General features: G+C 62.1%; 18 protein-coding genes. 8 read left to right on the top strand and 10 right to left on the bottom strand.

The genetic code is table 11. The features are described 5' to 3' along the window. The first annotated feature begins 63 nt into the window (after nucleotides 1–63). Nucleotides 64–978 (top strand): LysR family transcriptional regulator, encoded by a 915-nt coding sequence (locus tag EI969_RS11050; RefSeq protein ID WP_160387828.1) that lies wholly within the window; start codon nucleotides 64–66, stop codon nucleotides 976–978. On the opposite strand, the gene EI969_RS11045 is transcribed toward EI969_RS11050, so the two are convergent. The 3 genes from EI969_RS11045 to EI969_RS11035 all read right to left on the bottom strand — a co-directional run bounded on the left by EI969_RS11045 (nucleotide 968) and on the right by EI969_RS11035 (nucleotide 4,303). Next, on the bottom strand, nucleotides 968–1,744 hold the full coding sequence (locus EI969_RS11045; protein ID WP_160387920.1) for a substrate-binding domain-containing protein: 777 nt from the start codon (nucleotides 1,742–1,744) through the stop codon (nucleotides 968–970). The genes EI969_RS11050 and EI969_RS11045 overlap by 11 nt on opposite strands. A gap of 26 nt (nucleotides 1,745–1,770) precedes the next feature. After that, on the bottom strand, nucleotides 1,771–3,075 hold the full coding sequence (locus EI969_RS11040) for an MFS transporter (protein ID WP_160387827.1): 1,305 nt from the start codon (nucleotides 3,073–3,075) through the stop codon (nucleotides 1,771–1,773). A gap of 154 nt (nucleotides 3,076–3,229) precedes the next feature. Next, on the bottom strand, nucleotides 3,230–4,303 hold the full coding sequence (locus EI969_RS11035; protein ID WP_160387826.1) for a sensor domain-containing diguanylate cyclase: 1,074 nt from the start codon (nucleotides 4,301–4,303) through the stop codon (nucleotides 3,230–3,232). Between the two features lie 173 nt (nucleotides 4,304–4,476). Between EI969_RS11035 and EI969_RS11030 the strand changes: the two genes are divergently transcribed. Next, complete coding sequence (locus tag EI969_RS11030) at nucleotides 4,477–4,815, top strand: FKBP-type peptidyl-prolyl cis-trans isomerase (RefSeq protein ID WP_160387825.1); 339 nt, start codon at nucleotides 4,477–4,479, stop codon at nucleotides 4,813–4,815. 22 nt (nucleotides 4,816–4,837) lie between these two features. Beyond that, complete coding sequence (locus EI969_RS11025) at nucleotides 4,838–5,314, top strand: MEKHLA domain-containing protein (RefSeq protein WP_178120628.1); 477 nt, start codon at nucleotides 4,838–4,840, stop codon at nucleotides 5,312–5,314. Between the two features lie 7 nt (nucleotides 5,315–5,321). Here EI969_RS11025 and EI969_RS11020 read toward each other — a convergent pair whose 3' ends face one another. After that, nucleotides 5,322–6,443 carry a cytochrome P450 gene (locus EI969_RS11020; RefSeq protein WP_160387824.1) on the bottom strand — a complete coding sequence of 374 codons (1,122 nt, stop codon included), beginning with the start codon at nucleotides 6,441–6,443 and terminating at the stop codon, nucleotides 5,322–5,324. Nucleotides 6,444–6,522: 79 nt separating this feature from the next. Between EI969_RS11020 and EI969_RS11015 the strand changes: the two genes are divergently transcribed. Then, nucleotides 6,523–7,284, top strand: coding sequence for a helix-turn-helix transcriptional regulator (locus tag EI969_RS11015; protein ID WP_160387823.1), 762 nt, complete (start codon nucleotides 6,523–6,525; stop codon nucleotides 7,282–7,284). Between the two features lie 169 nt (nucleotides 7,285–7,453). Here EI969_RS11015 and EI969_RS11010 read toward each other — a convergent pair whose 3' ends face one another. The 5 genes from EI969_RS11010 to EI969_RS10990 all read right to left on the bottom strand — a co-directional run bounded on the left by EI969_RS11010 (nucleotide 7,454) and on the right by EI969_RS10990 (nucleotide 13,628). After that, a complete protein-coding gene (locus tag EI969_RS11010) occupies nucleotides 7,454–8,473 on the bottom strand; it encodes a branched-chain amino acid aminotransferase (RefSeq protein WP_160387822.1) in 1,020 nt (339 codons plus the stop codon). A 201-nt stretch (nucleotides 8,474–8,674) separates the two neighbouring features. After that, entirely contained in the window at nucleotides 8,675–10,057 is a 1,383-nt protein-coding gene (gene lpdA / locus EI969_RS11005) for a dihydrolipoyl dehydrogenase (protein WP_160387821.1), read from the bottom strand. A 3-nt stretch (nucleotides 10,058–10,060) separates the two neighbouring features. Then, a complete protein-coding gene (locus tag EI969_RS11000) occupies nucleotides 10,061–11,332 on the bottom strand; it encodes a dihydrolipoamide acetyltransferase family protein (RefSeq protein ID WP_160387820.1) in 1,272 nt (423 codons plus the stop codon). Continuing rightward, on the bottom strand, nucleotides 11,333–12,391 hold the full coding sequence (locus EI969_RS10995; RefSeq protein ID WP_015095444.1) for an alpha-ketoacid dehydrogenase subunit beta: 1,059 nt from the start codon (nucleotides 12,389–12,391) through the stop codon (nucleotides 11,333–11,335). It lies immediately after the preceding gene. Between the two features lies 1 nt (nucleotide 12,392). Further along, on the bottom strand, nucleotides 12,393–13,628 hold the full coding sequence (locus tag EI969_RS10990) for a 3-methyl-2-oxobutanoate dehydrogenase (2-methylpropanoyl-transferring) subunit alpha (RefSeq protein ID WP_160387819.1): 1,236 nt from the start codon (nucleotides 13,626–13,628) through the stop codon (nucleotides 12,393–12,395). A 185-nt stretch (nucleotides 13,629–13,813) separates the two neighbouring features. On the opposite strand from EI969_RS10990, the gene bkdR reads away from it, so the two are divergent. Then, nucleotides 13,814–14,302 (top strand): Bkd operon transcriptional regulator BkdR, encoded by a 489-nt coding sequence (gene bkdR / locus EI969_RS10985; RefSeq protein ID WP_150717686.1) that lies wholly within the window; start codon nucleotides 13,814–13,816, stop codon nucleotides 14,300–14,302. A gap of 121 nt (nucleotides 14,303–14,423) precedes the next feature. Here bkdR and EI969_RS10980 read toward each other — a convergent pair whose 3' ends face one another. Then, a complete protein-coding gene (locus EI969_RS10980) occupies nucleotides 14,424–15,287 on the bottom strand; it encodes an MBL fold metallo-hydrolase (protein ID WP_160387818.1) in 864 nt (287 codons plus the stop codon). A gap of 103 nt (nucleotides 15,288–15,390) precedes the next feature. On the opposite strand from EI969_RS10980, the gene EI969_RS10975 reads away from it, so the two are divergent. The 3 genes from EI969_RS10975 (at nucleotide 15,391) to EI969_RS10965 (ending at nucleotide 17,982) form a co-directional block, all read left to right on the top strand. Further along, nucleotides 15,391–15,732: a helix-turn-helix transcriptional regulator gene (locus tag EI969_RS10975; protein WP_160387817.1), complete on the top strand. Its 342-nt coding sequence runs from the start codon at nucleotides 15,391–15,393 to the stop codon at nucleotides 15,730–15,732. 189 nt (nucleotides 15,733–15,921) lie between these two features. Further along, complete coding sequence (locus EI969_RS10970; protein WP_160387816.1) at nucleotides 15,922–17,166, top strand: FAD/NAD(P)-binding oxidoreductase; 1,245 nt, start codon at nucleotides 15,922–15,924, stop codon at nucleotides 17,164–17,166. Between the two features lie 9 nt (nucleotides 17,167–17,175). Continuing rightward, nucleotides 17,176–17,982, top strand: a complete 807-nt coding sequence (locus tag EI969_RS10965) for a sulfite exporter TauE/SafE family protein (protein ID WP_110659426.1) — start codon at nucleotides 17,176–17,178, stop codon at nucleotides 17,980–17,982. Nucleotides 17,983–18,174 lie beyond the last annotated feature (192 nt).

Genomic DNA, 18,174 nt, shown 5'->3' with positions numbered 1-18,174 from the left:
TTTGCATCAATTGGTTACATTTATACAATAAGCTGATCAATCCGCTTTGCTGCCGAGTAACCCATGGCGATCAACTTCGACCTCAATGACCTGCAAGCCTTCCGTGCCGTGGTCGAGCAGGGCAGCTTTCGCAAGGCCGCCGATGCGGTGCGCATTTCCCAGCCGGCCTTGAGCCGGCGCATTGAAAAACTCGAAGACGCCCTTGGCGTGCGGCTGTTCGAACGCACCACGCGCAAGGTCAGCCTGACTCAGGCCGGACGCGGTTTCATGCCCAGCGTCGAGCGCCTGCTGGACGATCTGGACGTGGCGTTGCTGGGCATCAGCGAAGTCGCTTCGACCCGGCTCGGCCACGTTACGGTCGCCTGCGTGCCGTCGGCGGCGTATTACTTCATGCCGCGGGTGATCGCGCACTATCACCGCCAGTTTCCGCGAATCAAGGTCAAGGTGCTCGATTCCAGTGCCCACGAAGTTTTGAGCGCGGTGGTCAATGGCGAGGCGGATTTCGGCCTGAGCTTCATGGGCACGCTGGAAGCCGAAGTGGATTTCGAGCCGCTGGTGCAGGAAGGGTATGTCGTGGCGTGCCGGCGTGATCATCCGCTGGCGGGGCGCAGCAGCGTGACCTGGGACGAGTTCTATCAGCAGGATTACATCTCGCTGGATAAAACCTCCGGCAACCGGTTTCTGCTGGATCAGGCACTGACCGGCGTGGTGCCGCAGCGGCCGAGCATCTGCGAAACCCGGCATGTGACGACCATGATCGGTCTGGTCGAGGCCGGATTGGGCGTGGCGGCGGTGCCGCTGATGGCGATGCCGGCGGCGGATCATCCGATCCTGACGCGGGTGCCGTTGACCGATCCGCAAGTGATGCGCAGCGTCGGTCTGATCAAGCGCCGGGGTCGAACCCTGACCCCGGCGGCACTTGAACTGGAACGGCTGGTGATAGAGATGAAAGTCGTGCAGCCGGCGGTCAGCGGCTGACCGAGTCCAGCCCGGTCGCCTTCACATCCGGTTGCGCCTGGGCCGAGGCCATGTATTCAAGCAAGGCCCTGGCTTCGGCCGGGTGCCGGGCACCGACCGGGATACCGGCGGCAAACCGGGTGACCGACTGCACTGGCTCCGGAATCTTCGCCACGAAACTCACCCCCGGCACCGGCAACAATTCGCTGACTTGCTGGAAGCCCAGTTGATAGTCGCCAGTGGCGACCACCGAGCCCACGGGGATCTTCGGCACCATGGTCGACTTGGGCTTGAGTTGCGCTTCGATACCCAGGCGCTTGAACAACTGCTGCTCGATGTACACGCCGCTGGCGCTGTCGGAGTAGGCGACCGATTTCGCCTCGAGCAGGGTCTTTTTCAGGCCCTCGACATTGCTGATGTCCGGCTTCGGGGCACCTTCACGCACCACCAGGCCAATGCGTGAATCGGCCAGCTCGACACGGGACGCCGGGTCGACCTTGCCTTGTTTGATCAGATCGTCCAGGGCGTAGCCGACCATGATCACAACGTCCGCTTGCTCACCGCGGGCCAGGCGATTGGGAATCGCCTCCGGGGCCTTGCCCATGGACGGGCCGAGCGCGGTGTCGAGGGTGTTGCCGGTGGCGGCGGCGAACTTCGGGCCGAGGACTTTGTAGGCCGCCGTGAAACCGCCGGAAGTCATCACACGGATCTCTTCGGCCTGGACAATGCCGCTCAAGCCCAGGCTCGCCAGCAATGCGAGGGCGGCTAGATTGAAAGGTTTTTTCATGGTCATGTTCTCGATAGAAGGCAGGTTCACGACGCCACCGGCTGCAGATGATTCGAGGCGCGGCGATAGAGCATCAACGTCGCGCACAGCGCGCACAGTGCTGCAAAGCTCATCCAGTAACCTGGCGCCGCCTTGTCACCGGTGTACTGGATCAGCAAGGTCGAGATCGCCGGGGTGAACCCGCCGAACACCGCGGTAGCCAGGCTGTACGCCAGCGAGAACCCGGCGACTCGCACCTCCACGGGCATGATTTCCGTCAGCGCCGGGATCATCGCGCCGTTGTACAGGCCGTAGATGAACGACAGCCACAGCAGTACCAGCAGCATGTGCATGAAGCTCGGCGCATTGACCAGATAGGTCAGCACCGGATAGGTGGTGGCAATGGCCAGCAAGGCCATGGCGATCAACACCGGGCGTCGCCCGATACGGTCCGAGAGCGCGCCGCCAATCGGCAGCCAGATGAAGTTCGAAACGCCGACCAGCAAGGTCACCAGCAGCGCATCGGAGGTGCTCAGGTGCAGCACGGTTTTACCGAAGGTCGGCGCGTACACCGTGATCAGGTAGAACGCGGTGGTGGTCAGCGCGACCATCATCATGCCGGCGAACACGGTCAGCCAGTTTTGCCCCAGGGTGCGGAACACTTCGCCCATGCTCGGGCGGTGTTTACGGGTGGCGAATTCTTCGGTTTCTTCCAGGTTGCGGCGCAACAGGAAGATGAAGGGCACGATCATGCAGCCGACGAAAAACGGAATCCGCCAGCCCCAGTCGGCAATCACACTCGGTGCCATCCACTGGTTCAAGGCGTACCCCAGCGCAGCGGCGACGATGATCGCCACTTGCTGGCTGCCCGACTGCCAACTGGTGAAGAATCCCTTGCGGCCGGGCGTGGCGATTTCGGCGAGGTACACCGACACACCACCCAGTTCCGCACCGGCGGAAAAGCCCTGCAGCAACCGCCCGATCAGCACCAGGGCCGGGGCGAACAAGCCGATGGTCTCGTAACCGGGCACCAGCACGATCAGGATGGTGCCGCTGGCCATGATCGACAGGGTGACGATCAAGCCTTTGCGCCGGCCCACGTCATCGATATAGGCGCCCAGCACCACGGCACCCAACGGACGCATCAGAAAACCTGCGCCGAACACGGCGAAGGTCATCATCAGCGAGGCGAATTCGCTGCTGGCCGGAAAAAACACGGCAGCGATCTGCGTGGCATAGAAGCCAAAAAGGAAGAAGTCGAACTGTTCGAGGAAGTTGCCCGAGGTGACCCGGAAGATTGCGCTGGCCCGGGAGCGACCGGCAGTCGCGGGCCGTTGGGTTGATGCTGTCATTGACCTGTACTCCACCGCTTTTATGACGTGCTCCGGCTGGACGCGGCGCACGGTTCTTATTGAGGCGGATAGTGGGGCAGGAGCATCGATATGTTAATTGCATTGTTGGCATGCATTGATGTGCGAAGTGGATCAATGCATCTGTGGGCGCACGCTATGGATTATGTGCCCGCACCACGCTTTCGGTGCCCAGCCGATACTGATTGTTGCCGCTGCGCTTGGCCTCATACATCGCCAGGTCGGCGATGTGCAGCAGGCGGTCGATGCTCGGCGCGTGATCGGGGAACACCGCGACGCCCAGGCTGGTGCCGATGTGGCGCTGGTCGTTGCCGATGGTGACGGGCGGGGAGAGTTCGACGAAGATCTTCTGGCAAATGGTGCGCGCTTCGTCTTGCAGGTTTTTGCCCTGGGGCAAGCCCTGGAGGATGACCACGAATTCGTCGCCGCCGATCCTCGCGACGGTGTCGGTGCCGCGCAGAATGCGCTTGAGCCGCGTGGCAGTCGTGACCAGTACGCGATCGCCGGCCGCATGACCATAGCGGTCATTGATGGCCTTGAAGCCGTTGAGGTCGACAAACACCAGCGCCACCCGCGTGGTACTGATGCGCGCCTGCTCCAGCGCTTCGGACAGGCGCTCTTCGAGCACCAGGCGATTGGGCAGGCCGGTCAGCGGGTCGAAATGGGCCAGGTGCTTGAGGTAGTTGGCGGAGGCCTTTTCTTCGGTGATGTCGCGTACCACGCCCATCATCTTGATCGTTTCGTCGTGATCGTTCTTGACCACGTTACCGGTTTCGCGCAGCCAGCGGATCGTGCCGTCGGGCCAGACCACGCGGTATTCCTCGTCGTGGTTTTCGCCGGTTTCCAGGCAACGCAGTTCACCGGCCCGAACCCGGAGCCGGTCATCCGGATGCACGCAGGAGCAGAACAGCGCGTAGGAGGGCGTCACTTCGCCGATCTTGAATCCGAACATGCCGAAGATCGCGTCTGACCAAAACAGGCGGTCGGTGTCGACATCCCAATCCCAGGTGCCGATGCGCGCAAAATACTGGCTGCGCTTGAAGCGCTCGGCGTCGCCATCCTGGTGGATGTTCCGGCCTTCGGACAGGCTGCCGATGATCACCCGGTACTGCGCCAGTTGCTTTTGCAGCGAGCGCTCGCGCCAGACCAGCGCGACGATCAGGGTAAGCGTCATTGCACCAAGGATGACGCTGGTCCAGAGCAGGATCATTCGGGAGTGGTCATCAGAGCGTTGAACCGTACGGGTAATGGTTGATTATGTTAGTTCAGCAAACAGTTTTAAACGTCGTGCGCGGAGGCGGCAAGGGTTGCCAACCGACGGCAAATCTGGGAAAACGGCGCCCATCAGGCCCTTGACGGCGAGTGAGCATACGAGTGAATTCAATGAATGACGAGCTTCAGGTAATCGATCTTCAACCCGGTGACGGAAAAGCCGCGGTAAAAGGCGCGCTGATCACCACCCAGTACCGTGGCTGGCTGGAGGACGGGACCGAATTCGATTCTTCCTGGAGCCGTGGCAAACCCTTCCAGTGCGTGATCGGCACCGGGCGGGTCATCAAGGGCTGGGACCAGGGCATCATGGGCATGCAGGTCGGTGGCAAGCGCAAGTTGCTGGTGCCGGCGCACCTGGCCTATGGCGAACGCAGCATGGGCAAGATCACGCCGAACTCGAACCTGATCTTCGAAATCGAGTTGCTGGAAGTACTGACGCGCGATGATTGACCGCGTTTGTCAGGGAGAATGCATGTTGCGCAACGATGAATACGCCACGGCCATCGAACTGCTGGACGAGTCCTATCGGCACTGGACCGGCGAACACCTGCCAGCGCCGCAGTCGCTGACCGCACTGGAGCGACTGCACTGGTTGCACGCCCACGCGCCCTACAGTCTGCTGGCCCACGGCACTGAAGACGATCCTGTGTTTTTCTACGCCAATGAACAGGCGCTGGCCTGCTTCAAGTACCCGCGCCCGGAGTTTCTGGGCATGCCGTCACGCTTCAGCGCCTCGCCACTGGATCGCGCGGTGCGCCAGACCCTGCTGGAGCAGGTCACGGCCCATGGCATTGCTCATGGCTACAGTGGCTATCGGGTGGATCGGCTAGGGAATGCCTTCATGATTCATGAAGGCAAGGTGTGGACGCTCATCGATCATCACGGTGAGCGGGTGGGGCAGGCGGCGTTGTTCTGGCCGGATGCTGCACGGGTTGGGCAGTTGGGCTGATCGTCGATCACGCGGCTGGCCAATCCGAGAACAGCGCAATTCGTCCATTGGCGGACGGGCGGTAACGCCAGGTCAGGCGATCCAGTGCCGGCTGCATCGCCAGAATTTGCCGGACGGTAGCGCCAGCAATGCTCAGCGCCAGTGTTTGCCCCGGACATTGATGGCGCCCCGCACCAAAAGTGAAGCTGCGCCGGTTCGGGCGTTCGAGCAGGAATGCGTCGGGGTTGTCGTTGAGCTGCGGGTCGCGATTGGCCGAGGCCAGCAGCACCAGGATCACATCACCGGCATGCAGAGCGACGCCGTCAATCTCGCAGGGGGCGGCGACGAAGCGGCGGGTATTCTGTACCGGCGGGTCGAAGCGCTGCACTTCCGCCACCAGGTCTTCGATGTGGGTTGAATCACTGCGCAACGACGGGTGTTGAATCAGTGCCAGCACCGAGTTGCCGATCAGCCCGGCCGTGGCCTCGAAGGTTTGGGAGAACAGGCCGATCAGGTTGGCGATCAACGATGGCGTTGCGTCGGCGGCGAAGCGCTGGCGGATGCCTGCAAGCAGATGGCTGTGGTTGTGCGGATCGTCGAGCAATTCGATGAAGTAACCGCTCAACTGTTCGGCGGCGGCATGGGCAGCAGCCAGTTGTGCGGGGCTGCTCAGGGGCGACAGGCAGTCCACGAAATCCGCCGTCAGTTCGCTGATGGCGCGACCCTGGGCCGGGGTGAAGCCCAGCAACGCCGCCACCACGCACACCGGTCCGCGGAACATGGCGTTGTACAGGCCAGCGGCGTCGGCGGTGATCAATCGGGCGCTGACCAGGCGCTCGACTTCCTGCGCATCGATCAATTCCAGCCCCGGTGCAATCGCCGACCGTGGGCAACGCTGGCGTTCGCCCTCATTCATGCGCATCAATTGACCGAACACCTGGCCGGCCATGCCATCGGCAATCGCCTTGGGGATTGGCTCCTGTGCGGGGCGAACGTGGCAATCGGGATGAGCCAGCACGGCGGCCACCGCCTGGGCGCTGCTGGCCAGCCACATGTTCAGCCCCGGATGAAAAATCAACTCACCCTCGGCACGCAGTTGTGCGTAGTAGGGATAGGGATCTGAATGGGTCGCAGCGATGATCGGGTCCATGGGTCACAGCCTTTTGTTGTTGGAAAGTGTTGCTACTATCTCCAGTCCGAAAGTGTGTTGATTCGTCCGGGAGCGAAATATGAGCGCAGCACAACACGACACTGGCGTCTCGCAGGTGGCGGCCGCCATCGCTGAGCCGGCGCGGACGAAAATCCTCTGTTCGCTGATGGACGGCCACGCCCGCACCAGCACCGAACTGGCGGCGGTGGCCGAAGTCAGCGCGTCGACCGCGAGTGCCCACCTGGCCAAACTCAAGGAGCTGGCGCTGGTGCGGCTGCACGTCCAGGGACGTCACCGCTATTACAGCTTGGCGGACAAACGCGTGGCCCAGGCCCTGGAGGCGCTGATGGTGATCGGCCAGAACACCGCGCCGGGCTTCCAATCGCGTACCCCGGATCGCCTGCAGTTTGCCCGCACCTGCTACGACCACATGGCAGGCACCCTGGCCGTGCTGTTGCATGACCGGATGCTTGAAGCGGGCTGGCTGGAGGAAACCGACGAACAGGCCTATCGCTTGAGTGACAGTGGTTCGGCAATGTTTCAGGGGCTTGGGATCGAGGTACAGGACTTGAGCACCTTGCGCCGCCGCTTTGCCTGCCCGTGCCTGGACTGGAGCATGCGCCGACCACATCTGGGAGGATCGCTGGGCGCGGCGTTGCTGCAAACGGCACTCAAGCGCAAGTGGGTGACGCAGGATCTGGACAGTCGGGCGTTGGCGTTGACGGCGTTGGGGCGCAAGGAGATGGGCGCCCGTTTTGCTGTCGAGTTGCCTGCGGGGATCGAAGGCAACCGATCGCAGTCTGCAGCAGCCCGAGGGGCATCGCTCAACCCGAACCTGTAGGAGCCGGCTTGCCGGCGATTGTGCCTTCAAGCATGGCGGTGAATTTGAGGAGGCCATCGCCGGCAAACCAGCTCCTACAGGGGAACGGGTGGCGGTTTTTGAAACGTGGCCATGAAAAAAGCCCCCCATCGATCGCTCGATGGGGGGCTTTTGTGCGTCTGGCGTCAGGTCAAACCTTGACGATCCAGCCTGCTGGCGCTTCGATGTCACCGGTCTGCACGCCGGTCAGCTCTTTGTAGAGCTTCTGGGTGATCGGGCCGACTTCGGTTTCGCTGTGGAACACGTGCAGGTGGTCGTTGTAGTTGATGCCGCCGATTGGCGTGATCACTGCAGCGGTGCCGCAAGCACCGGCTTCCTTGAAGTCCGACAGTTTGTCGATCAACACGTCGCCTTCGACCACGTCCAGGCCCAGGCGGGTCCTGGCCAGCTCGATCAGCGACAGACGGGTGATGCCCGGCAGCACCGACGGCGAGTTCGGGGTGACGAACTTGTTGTCGTGGGTGATCCCGAAGAAGTTGGCCGAGCCGACTTCCTCGATCTTGGTATGGGTCAATGGGTCCAGGTAGATGCAGTCGGCAAAATGCGCCTTCTTGGCCTGGGAGCCGGGCATCAGGCTGGCGGCGTAGTTGCCACCGACCTTGGCCGCACCGGTGCCTTGTGGCGCGGCGCGGTCGTAGCTGGAGATCAGGAAGTTGTGCGGGGTCAGGCCGCCCTTGAAGTAGGCGCCGACCGGGATGCAGAAGATCGAGAAGATGAACTCCGGCGCCGTGCGCACGCCGATGTTGTCACCCACGCCGATCACGAACGGGCGCAGGTACAGCGCGCCGCCGGTACCGTACGGCGGAATGAAACGCTCGTTGGCGCGAACCACTTCCTTGCAGGCTTCGATGAATTGCTCGGTGTCGACTTGCGGCATCAGCAGGCGGGCGCAGCTGCGCTGCATGCGCAGGGCGTTCTGGTCCGGGCGGAACAGGTTGATCGAGCCGTCCTTGCAACGATAGGCCTTCATGCCCTCGAAGCATTGCTGGCCATAGTGAAGGGCCGTGGAGCCTTCGCTGATGTGCAGCACGTTATCTTCGGTCAGGGTGCCTTTGTCCCATTCGCCATTGCGAAAGTACGACAGATAGCGCTTGTCGGTCTTGATGTAGTCAAAACCCAGCTTGTCCCAATTGATGCTTTCGTTACCCATGACACCCTCTATCACTTAACAACCGCCGAAACGGTTCAAGGCTTCTGACGTTTTTTGGATGGGGACAACAATACTTCATTCCGGGCCTGTTTCGCAGCCCGGATTACGATCCTTGTAGGAGCCGGCTTGCTGGCGATCAATACGGCGCGGTGTATCAGATTCACCGCCATCGCCGGCAAGCCGGCTCCTACAGGTCGCATTTTACATGTGTAAGGCGTGACCCAAAGCCCGCAACGCCGCTTCCTGCACCGCCTCACCCAGCGTCGGATGGGCATGGATGGTGCCGCCGATGTCTTCCAGCCGCGCGCCCATTTCCAGGCTCTGGGCAAACGCCGTGGACAACTCCGACACGCCGACACCCACCGCCTGCCAGCCGACGATCACATGATTGTCGCGGCGGGCGACCACGCGCACGAAGCCGCTTTTCGACTCCAGCGTCATGGCCCGGCCATTGGCGGCGAACGGGAAGCTCGAGACGATGCAGTCCAGACCTGCTGTCTTGGCGTCGTCCGGGGTCTGGCCGACCACCACCAGTTCCGGGTCGGTGAAGCACACGGCGGCGATGGCGGTGGGGTTGAACTCGCGGGTCTTGCCGCTGATCAGTTCGGCAACCATCTCGCCCTGGGCCATGGCCCGGTGCGCGAGCATCGGTTCGCCGCTCAGGTCGCCGATGGCATAGACGTTGCGCATGCTGGTCTGGCAGCGGTTGTCGATCTTGATCGACGAACCGTTCATGTCCAGGTTTAGCGCTTCGAGGTTCCAGCCCTGGGTATTCGGCTTGCGACCGACGGCCACCAGCACCTGGTCGGTTTCCAGATTCAGGGTCGCGCCGTTCGGTGCCAGTACTTGCAGGGTATTTTCTTGCGAATCAAAGCCTTGCACGCTGTGCTTCAAGTAAAGCTTCACGCCGAGTTTTCGCAGTTCGTCGTGTACTGGCTGGGTCAGTTCGGCGTCGTAGGCCGGCAGGATGCGTTCCTGCGCTTCCACCACGCAGACTTCGGCGCCGAGCTTGCGGTAGGCGATGCCCAGCTCCAGACCGATGTAACCACCGCCGACCACGATCAGCCGTTTAGGAACGGAGGTCGGCGCCAGGGCTTCGGTGGACGAGATGATCGGGCCGCCAATCGGCAGCATCGGCAGGTTCACGCTTTTCGAACCGGTGGCCAGCACCAGGTGCTCGCACTGGATGCGCGTGTCGCCGACGTCGACGGTTTTACCGTCAACCACTTTGGCCCAGCCTTGAACGACCTGGACCTTGTGCTTTTTCAGCAGCGCCGCGACGCCGGTGGTCAGGCGATCGACGATGCCGTCCTTCCACTCGACGCTCTTGCCGATGTCCAGAGTCGGCGCCGAAACGCTGATGCCCAGGGGCGAAAGCTGATGGTGGTGCCGGGTCTGGTGAAACTGCTCGGCGACGTGGATCAGTGCCTTGGACGGAATGCAGCCGATGTTCAGGCAGGTGCCGCCCAGGGATTGGCCTTCCACCAGGATGGTCGGGATGCCCAGTTGGCCGGCGCGGATCGCTGTCACATAACCGCCGGGGCCGCCGCCGATGATCAGCAGCTTGGTGTTCAAAGTCTGCATCACTTACTCCACAAACAGGGTTGCGGGTTGTTCGAGCAAGCCACGGATGGCCTGGATGAAGAGCGCCGCGTCCATGCCGTCGACCACGCGGTGATCGAAAGAGCTGGAGAGGTTCATCATCTTGCGAATCACGATCTGGCCTTTGATCACCATGGGCCGCTCGACGATCTTGTTGACGCCGACAATCGCCACTTCCGGCAGGTTCAGCACCGGCGTGCTGACGATGCCGCCCAGGGCGCCGAGGCTGGTCAGGGTGATGCTCGAGCCGGACAGCTCATCGCGGCTGGCCTTGCCGTTGCGCGCGGCAGTGGCCAAACGGGAGATTTCGGCCGCGTTGTCCCACAGGCTGCGGGCTTCGGCGTGACGCACCACCGGCACCATCAAACCGATATCGGCCTGGGTGGCGATACCGACATGCACCGCGCCGAGGCGGGTGATGACCTGGGCTTCGTCGTCGTAGCGGGCGTTGATCTGCGGGAAGTCGCGCAGGGCAACGACCAGGGCGCGGACCAGGAACGGCAGCAACGTCAGCTTGCCGCGGGTCGCGCCGTGTTTTTCGTTGAGGTGCGCGCGCAGTTCTTCCACGGCGGTGACGTCGATTTCTTCGACGTAGCTGAAGTGGGCGGCACGCTGGGTGGCGTCCTGCATGCGCTGGGCGATCTTGCGGCGCATGCCGATCACCGGGATCTGCTGTTCGTCGGTGCGCTGGATGTAGGCGCTGCTGACCGTCGAGGCATTCGACTGACCCTGGGCCAGGTAGGCGTCGAGGTCTTCGTGGAGCACGCGACCGGCGGGGCCGCTGCCACGCACCAGACGCAACTGGATGCCCAGGTCCAGGGCATGCTTGCGCACGGCCGGGGAGGCCAGTGGGCGCTCATCGGCTGCGCGAGCGACCATCGGGCCCTGGCAGACGGCAGCTTTCGGCGCCGGGGCGGCAACCGGTTTGCTTTCCACCACGGCTTCGACTTTCGGCGCTTCAACTGGCGCTTGTTTCACAGGGGCCGGTTGCGCCGACTCCTTAACGTTGCCCGCGCCTTCGACTTCAATGCTGATCAGCACACTGCCGACCGCCATGACTTCGCCCGGCTGGCCGCCAAGGGCGATGACCTTGCCATGCACCGGCGACGGAATATCCACCATCGCTTTATCGGTCATGACATCGGCCAGCACCTGATCCTCGACGACCATGTCGCCGACCTTGACGTGCCAAACCGACAATTCAACTTCTGCAATGCCTTCACCAATGTCCGGCATTTTAATGACGTGCGTGCCCATTCAGACCTCCATGACCCGTTTCAACGCCGCGCCCACTCGGGACGGGCCTGGGAAATACGCCCACTCTTGCGCGTGCGGGTAAGGGGTATCCCAACCGGTGACGCGTTCGATCGGCGCTTCCAGGTGGTGGAAGCAATGCTCTTGCACCAGCGACACCAGTTCGGCGCCGAAACCGCAGGTGCGGGTGGCTTCGTGAACCACCACGCAGCGGCCGGTTTTCTTCACGGATTTGACAATGGTTTCCAGGTCCAGCGGCCACAGGCTGCGCAGGTCGATGACTTCGGCATCGACGCCGCTTTCTTCAGCAGCGACTTGCGACACGTACACGGTGGTGCCGTAGGTCAGCACGGTGACGTCCTTGCCCGGACGGGTGATGGCGGCGACGTCCAGCGGCACGGTGTAGTAACCGTCCGGCACTTGTGCGGCAGGGTGCTTCGACCACGGGGTTACCGGGCGGTCGTGGTGGCCGTCGAACGGGCCGTTGTACAGGCGTTTTGGCTCGAGGAAGATCACCGGGTCATCGTTTTCGATGGAAGCGATCAACAGGCCTTTGGCGTCGTACGGGTTGGACGGCATCACCGTGCGCAAGCCGCAGACCTGGGTGAACATCGCTTCGATGCTCTGGCTGTGGGTCTGGCCGCCGTAGATGCCGCCACCGCAAGGCATGCGCAGGGTCATCGGGGCGGTGAACTCGCCGGCCGAGCGATAACGCAGACGGGCGGCTTCGGAAATGATCTGGTCCGACGCCGGGTACACGTAGTCGGCGAACTGGATCTCGGCCACCGGGCGCAGACCATAGGCGCCCATGCCCACGGCGACGCCGACGATGCCGCTTTCGGAGATCGGCGCGTCGAACACCCGCGAGGTGCCGTACTTGTTCTGCAGGCCTTCGGTGCAGCGGAACACGCCGCCGAAGTAGCCCACGTCCTGGCCGAAGACCACGACGTTGTCGTCCCGTTCAAGCATCACATCCATGGCCGAGCGCAGGGCCTGGATCATGGTCATGGTGGTCGTGGTCATGGCGGTTTCCAGCTCGATATTGTTGTTGTGATCGTTCATGTCAGATCCCCAACTCTTGGCGCTGGCGCTTCAAGTGCTCCGGCATCTCTTTGTAGACGTCTTCGAACATGGTCGCGGCGCTCGGAATCTGGCCGCCGGCGAGGGTGCCGTACTGCTCGGCTTCTTTCTGTGCGGCGATCACTTCGGCTTCCAGCTCGGCGCTGACGGCGGCGTGTTCCTCTTCGGACCACTGGCCGACCTTGATCAGGTGCTGCTTGAGACGCACGATCGGATCACCCAGCGGGAAGTGGCTCCAGTCATCGGCGGGCCGGTATTTCGATGGATCATCGGAGGTCGAGTGCGGGCCGGCGCGGTAGGTGACCCATTCGATCATGGTCGGGCCGAGACCGCGGCGCGCACGTTCGGCGGCCCAGGCGGAAGCGGCATAAACAGCGTAGAAGTCGTTGCCGTCGACCCGCAGGGAGGCAATACCGCAACCTACGCCACGACCGGCGAAGGTGGTGGCTTCACCGCCGGCAATCGCCTGGAACGTGGAGATCGCCCACTGGTTGTTGACCACGTTGAGGATCACCGGCGCGCGGTACACGTGGGCGAAGGTCAGGGCGGTGTGGAAGTCCGACTCGGCGGTGGCGCCGTCGCCGATCCACGCCGAGGCGATTTTGGTGTCGCCCTTGATCGCCGAGGCCATGCCCCAGCCCACGCCTTGAATGAACTGGGTGGCGAGGTTGCCGGAGATGGTGAAGAAACCGGATTCCTTGACCGAGTACATGATCGGCAACTGACGCCCCTTGAGCGGATCGCGCTCGTTGGACAGCAGTTGGCAGATCAGGTCGACCAGCGGTACGTCGCGGGCCATCAGGATGCTTTGCTGACGGTAGGTTGGGAAGCACATGTCGTCGATGTTCAGGGCCAGGGCCTGGGCGCTGCCGATGGCTTCTTCGCCGAGGCTCTGCATGTAGAACGACATCTTTTTCTGACGCTGGGCGACCACCATGCGGTTGTCGTAGATGCGGGTCTTGAGCATGGCGCGCATGCCCTTGCGCAGGATTTCCACCGGCACGTTTTCGGCCCATGGACCGAGGGCATTGCCCTGGTCGTCGAGCACGCGGATCAGGCCACGGGCCAGGTCAGCCGTGTCAGCCGGTTCAACGTCGATGGGAGGTTTGCGCACCGTGCCGGCATCGGTCAGATGCAGGTAGGAGAAGTCGGTTTTGCAGCCTGGACGGCCCGAGGGTTCGGGGACGTGCAGACGCAGCGGTTCATACGCTTGGGTCATGGCTTCTACGCTCGATCTTGTGAATTTCTTGTAGTGAGCTGACAGATTTCGTTCGATAAAAGAAATCTTGTCCTACAACAATCATAGGCCCGCCCAAGAAGAATATTTCTCTCTGTTTCGTTGCGCTAAAGATCATTTGCAGATAAAAAACCTGCATAAACATAAAAAACAGGTGGTTTTGTCTCATGCGTAAACTGGACCGTACCGATATCGGCATTCTCAACAGCCTTCAGGAGAACGCACGCATCACCAACGCCGACCTCGCGCGCTCGGTGAACCTGTCGCCGACACCGTGTTTCAACCGGGTCAAGGCCATGGAAGAACTGGGGGTGATTCGCGAGCAAGTGACGCTGCTCGATGCCGACCTGCTGGGGCTGCACGTGAACGTGTTCATTCACGTCAGCCTGGAGAAGCAGGTGGAAGAGGCGTTGCAGCATTTCGAAGAGGCGATTTCCGACCGCCCCGAGGTGATGGAGTGCTACCTGATGGCCGGCGACCCGGACTACTTGATCCGGGTGCTGGTGCCGACCATTCAGTCGCTGGAGCGTTTCATGATGGACTTCCTGACCAAGGTGCCGGGGGTGGCGAACATCCGTTCGAGCTTTGCGCTCAAGCAGGTGCGCTACAAGACCGCGCTGCCGTTGCCGGCGAATGGCTTGACCCTCGGCGGCTAGGCAGCGCAAATCCTGTAGGAGCTGGCTTGCCAGCGATAGGCCGAAGGCCGCTTTCAGCAATTCCTGTTTTTTTTGCGGGGACTGTACCGGCCCCTTCGCGGGCAAGCCCGCTCCCACAGGGTCAGAGTTGGTTCAGGGGGATCTTCAGGTAAGTGACGCCATTGTCCTCGGCCGGCGGCAAATTCCCCGCCCGCACGTTGACCTGAATCGCCGGCAACAGCAGCGTCGGCATGCCCAACCCGGCATCGCGTTGGGTGCGCATCTGAACGAAGGTTTTTTCGTCGATGCCGTCTCGTACGTGGATGTTGCCCTTGCGTTGCTCGCCCACCGTGGTCATGCAGCGCGGTTCGCGACCTTCGGGCGGATAGTCGTGGCAGACATGGAGACGCACGCTGGCGGGGAAGGCCAACAGTTTGCGGATCGAGGCGAACATCTGGTGGGCGTCGCCGCCGGGGAAATCACAGCGCGCGGTGCCCACATCGGGCATGAACAGGGTATCGCCCACCAGAATTACATCGCCGTCGATCAAGTAGGCCATGTCCGCCGGGGTATGACCGGGAACATGCAGTGCGACGGCCTTGAGGTTGCCGATATTGAACGATTCGTCCGGCGCGAACAGGTGGTCGAACTGCGAGCCGTCGCTGCGAAACTGTGGTTCCAGATTGAACAATGCCTTGAACACGTCCTGGACCTTGCAGATCGACTGACCGATGGCGATCTTGCCGCCCAGCTCGCGCCGCAGATAAGGCGCAGCGGACAGATGATCGGCGTGGGCATGGGTTTCCAGCAGCCATTGCACTTGCAGTCTGTGGGCACGGACGAAGGCGATGATTTTGTCAGCCTGGGTGGTCGCGGTGCGCCCGGCGGCACCGTCGTAATCGAGCACGGGGTCGACAATCGCACACTGCCCGCCATCAGCCTCGTAGACCACGTAGCTGTAGGTCGAGGAGGCGGGGTCGAGGAAAGCTTCAATCAGCGCGGGCATGGGCACGAACCTGGGCAGGAGTAGAAAAGTCAGCGATGGGTTGCAACAGTTTATGTAAAAACATAATGTTAGTAGCTTAAGTGACTTTGAAGGCATCCTGCAAATGCAATCCAGTCTGACCGAGGGTGAGGTCGCCCAACTGCGCGCCTCGGCTTCCAAGGCATGCGCGCTGCTCAAGGCCCTGGCCAATGAGGACCGCCTGTTGATCCTGTGCCAGCTCACCCAGGGTGAGCGCAACGTAGGCGAGCTGGAGAAAATGACCGGCGTGCGCCAACCGACCCTGTCCCAGCAGTTGGGCATCCTGCGCGATGAGGGATTGGTCGCGACCCGTCGTGAAGGCAAGTACATTTTTTACGGTCTCGCCAGTCATGAAGTGATCCAGGTGATGAAAACCCTCTCCGGGCTGTATTGCGGGGCGGTGCTTAAAAGCTGGGTACAACCTTGATGCCAGCTAACACACCGAACCTGTAGGAGCGAGCTTGCTCGCGATGGACGTAATGGCACCGCGTTTATACAGATAACACGCGTAATCGTTAGCGACCATCGTCGGAACGCCGCCCGGAGCAAGCTCGCTCCTACAGTCGTTTTGTGTCGCGGCTGGAAGAAAATTTGCGTACAGCAAAAGGAACAAGCAATGAACGATCAACACTGGGGCCCATCCATCAGTGCAGATATCGTGGTCATCGGCGGCGGCACGGCAGGCATCGGCTTTGTCGCCAGCCTGCTCAAGCGTAGCCCGCACCTGAACATCACTGTGATCGAGCCCAGCGCCCGGCATTTCTACCAACCGGCCTGGACGTTGGTCGGCGGAGGGGCCTACAACGTGGAAAACACCGTGCGGCCGATGGCGTCGGTGATGCCGCGCGGGGCCCACTGGCTGCAGGCTGCCGTGACGGGCATCGACCCCGACAAGCGCCAACTCACCCTCGCGGACGAACGCACGGTCAGCTATCAGAACCTGGTGGTCTGCCCCGGCTTGCGCCTGGCCTGGGAGAAAATCGAAGGCCTGGAGGAAACCCTCGGCCAGCACGGCGTGACCTCCAACTACAGCTACCGGCACGCGACCTACACCTGGGATCAGGTGCAGAAACTGCGCGGCGGCAAGGTGCTGTTCACCCAGCCGGCCATGCCGATCAAATGTGCGGGGGCTCCACAAAAGGCGCTGTACCTGTCCTGCGATCACTGGAACAAGAGCGGCGTGCTGAACAACATTGACGTCGAATTCAATCTTGCGGGCGCGGCACTGTTCGGTGTGGCGACCTTTGTCCCGCCGCTGATGAAGTACATCGAGAAATACAACGCCCGGTTGGCGTTCAACTCGAACCTGGTCAAGGTCGACGGCCCGGCAAAAACCGCATGGTTCGACGTCAGGGACGCGGATGGCAATGTCACCCGCCAGGCAAAAACCTTTGACCTGCTGCACGTCGTGCCGCCTCAGGTGGCCCCGGATTTCGTCGCCCGCAGTCTGCTGGCCGATGCCGCTGGCTGGTGCGAGGTCGACCCGCACAGCTTGCAGCATCCGCGTTATCCCGAGGTCTTCGCGCTGGGTGATATCTGCGGTACCAGCAATGCAAAAACCGCCGCGGCGGTGCGCAAGCAGATCGTGGTGGTGGCCGAGAACCTGCTGGCGTTGCGCACGCTGCAACCACTGCCGCTGAAGTACGACGGCTACGGCTCCTGCCCGCTGACGGTGGAGAAGGGCAAGGTGATCCTCGCCGAGTTTGGATATGCCGGCAAATTGCTGCCGACCTTTCCCCTTGACCCGACGACACCGCGCCGCTCGGCGTGGTGGCTGAAGGCGACACTGCTACCGTGGTTCTACTGGAACGGTATGCTCAAGGGCCGTGAGTGGCTGACGCGTTTGTCCAAGGTCGACTGAGAACTCCCTATGTTGCTGGCAAGTCTGTTTGGCGTAGTGATGGGGTTGGTGCTCGGCTTGACCGGTGCCGGCGGCGGTATCCTTGCGGTCCCGGCCCTGGTATTGGGGTTGGGCTGGAGCATGACCCAGGCTGCTCCGGTGGCGTTGTTTGCGGTGGGCAGTGCGGCAGCGGTCGGCGCCATCGATGGCTTGCGTCATGGCCTGGTGCGTTATCGCGCGGCGTTGTTGATCGCTGCGCTCGGTGCGGTGTTTTCGCCGGTGGGTATTTATTTCGCCCATCAGTTGCCGGAAAAGATCCTGATGATCCTGTTCAGCCTGCTGATGGTCATGGTGGCCTGGCGGATGTTGCGTCGTGAGCGCAAGGATGAAGGCCCGAGCGACCACGGCCACGCCAACTGGGGCCAGAAGAACTGCATGCTCGATCAGCAGACCGGACGCTTTTCCTGGACCGCCAAATGCACCGCGACCCTCGCCGCACTCGGGGCGGTGACCGGCGTGGTCTCTGGATTGCTGGGGGTGGGCGGCGGCTTTCTGATCGTCCCGGCATTCAAGCAACTGACCGATGTGCAGATGCGCGGGATCATCGCCACCTCGCTGATGGTGATCAGCCTGATTTCCGCCATCGGCGTGATCGGCGCATTCCATGCCGGGGTGCGCATCGATGGTTTGGGCATTGCCTTCATCGTCTCCAGCATCGTCGGCATGATCATCGGCCGCAAGCTCTGTGCCCGGGTGCCGGCACGGGCGTTGCAGGTCGGGTTCGCCAGCATTTGCTTCGTGGTCGCCGCCTACATGCTGATAAAAGCCAGCGATTGACCTGTAGGAGCCCGGCTTGCCGGCGAAGGGGGCTTCAAGTGCGCCTTCGCCGGCAAGCCGGATCCTACGAAAAGCGGTTCTTTACAACTTTAGTGGCTTGCCCTGCCAACAAACGGTCGTACGCCTTAGTTGTCGCGTACAGTCGTCCATTCCAAAGCACCTGAAAACCAGCTCCAAGGCAGCGTATGGCGC

It is taken from the genome of Pseudomonas sp. PB101 (genome assembly GCF_009764265.1).
In the GTDB taxonomy this organism is placed as follows: domain Bacteria; phylum Pseudomonadota; class Gammaproteobacteria; order Pseudomonadales; family Pseudomonadaceae; genus Aquipseudomonas.
The sequence above is the reverse complement of the archived record's forward strand: the minus strand, read 5'-3'. Positions and strand labels throughout refer to the sequence as shown.

Bases quoted from the DNA above. Each gene is read 5' to 3' on its own strand.
- EI969_RS11050 (WP_160387828.1), top strand. From the start codon at position 64: ATGGCGATCAACTTCGACCTCAATGACCTGCAAGCCTTCCGTGCCGTG.
- EI969_RS11045 (WP_160387920.1), bottom strand. From the start codon at position 1,744: ATGAAAAAACCTTTCAATCTAGCCGCCCTCGCATTGCTGGCGAGCCTG.
- EI969_RS11040 (WP_160387827.1), bottom strand. From the start codon at position 3,075: ATGACAGCATCAACCCAACGGCCCGCGACTGCCGGTCGCTCCCGGGCC.
- EI969_RS11035 (WP_160387826.1), bottom strand. From the start codon at position 4,303: ATGATCCTGCTCTGGACCAGCGTCATCCTTGGTGCAATGACGCTTACC.
- EI969_RS11030 (WP_160387825.1), top strand. From the start codon at position 4,477: ATGAATGACGAGCTTCAGGTAATCGATCTTCAACCCGGTGACGGAAAA.
- EI969_RS11025 (WP_178120628.1), top strand. From the start codon at position 4,838: ATGTTGCGCAACGATGAATACGCCACGGCCATCGAACTGCTGGACGAG.
- EI969_RS11020 (WP_160387824.1), bottom strand. From the start codon at position 6,443: ATGGACCCGATCATCGCTGCGACCCATTCAGATCCCTATCCCTACTAC.
- EI969_RS11015 (WP_160387823.1), top strand. From the start codon at position 6,523: ATGAGCGCAGCACAACACGACACTGGCGTCTCGCAGGTGGCGGCCGCC.
- EI969_RS11010 (WP_160387822.1), bottom strand. From the start codon at position 8,473: ATGGGTAACGAAAGCATCAATTGGGACAAGCTGGGTTTTGACTACATC.
- lpdA (WP_160387821.1), bottom strand. From the start codon at position 10,057: ATGCAGACTTTGAACACCAAGCTGCTGATCATCGGCGGCGGCCCCGGC.
- EI969_RS11000 (WP_160387820.1), bottom strand. From the start codon at position 11,332: ATGGGCACGCACGTCATTAAAATGCCGGACATTGGTGAAGGCATTGCA.
- EI969_RS10995 (WP_015095444.1), bottom strand. From the start codon at position 12,391: ATGAACGATCACAACAACAATATCGAGCTGGAAACCGCCATGACCACG.
- EI969_RS10990 (WP_160387819.1), bottom strand. From the start codon at position 13,628: ATGACCCAAGCGTATGAACCGCTGCGTCTGCACGTCCCCGAACCCTCG.
- bkdR (WP_150717686.1), top strand. From the start codon at position 13,814: ATGCGTAAACTGGACCGTACCGATATCGGCATTCTCAACAGCCTTCAG.
- EI969_RS10980 (WP_160387818.1), bottom strand. From the start codon at position 15,287: ATGCCCGCGCTGATTGAAGCTTTCCTCGACCCCGCCTCCTCGACCTAC.
- EI969_RS10975 (WP_160387817.1), top strand. From the start codon at position 15,391: ATGCAATCCAGTCTGACCGAGGGTGAGGTCGCCCAACTGCGCGCCTCG.
- EI969_RS10970 (WP_160387816.1), top strand. From the start codon at position 15,922: ATGAACGATCAACACTGGGGCCCATCCATCAGTGCAGATATCGTGGTC.
- EI969_RS10965 (WP_110659426.1), top strand. From the start codon at position 17,176: ATGTTGCTGGCAAGTCTGTTTGGCGTAGTGATGGGGTTGGTGCTCGGC.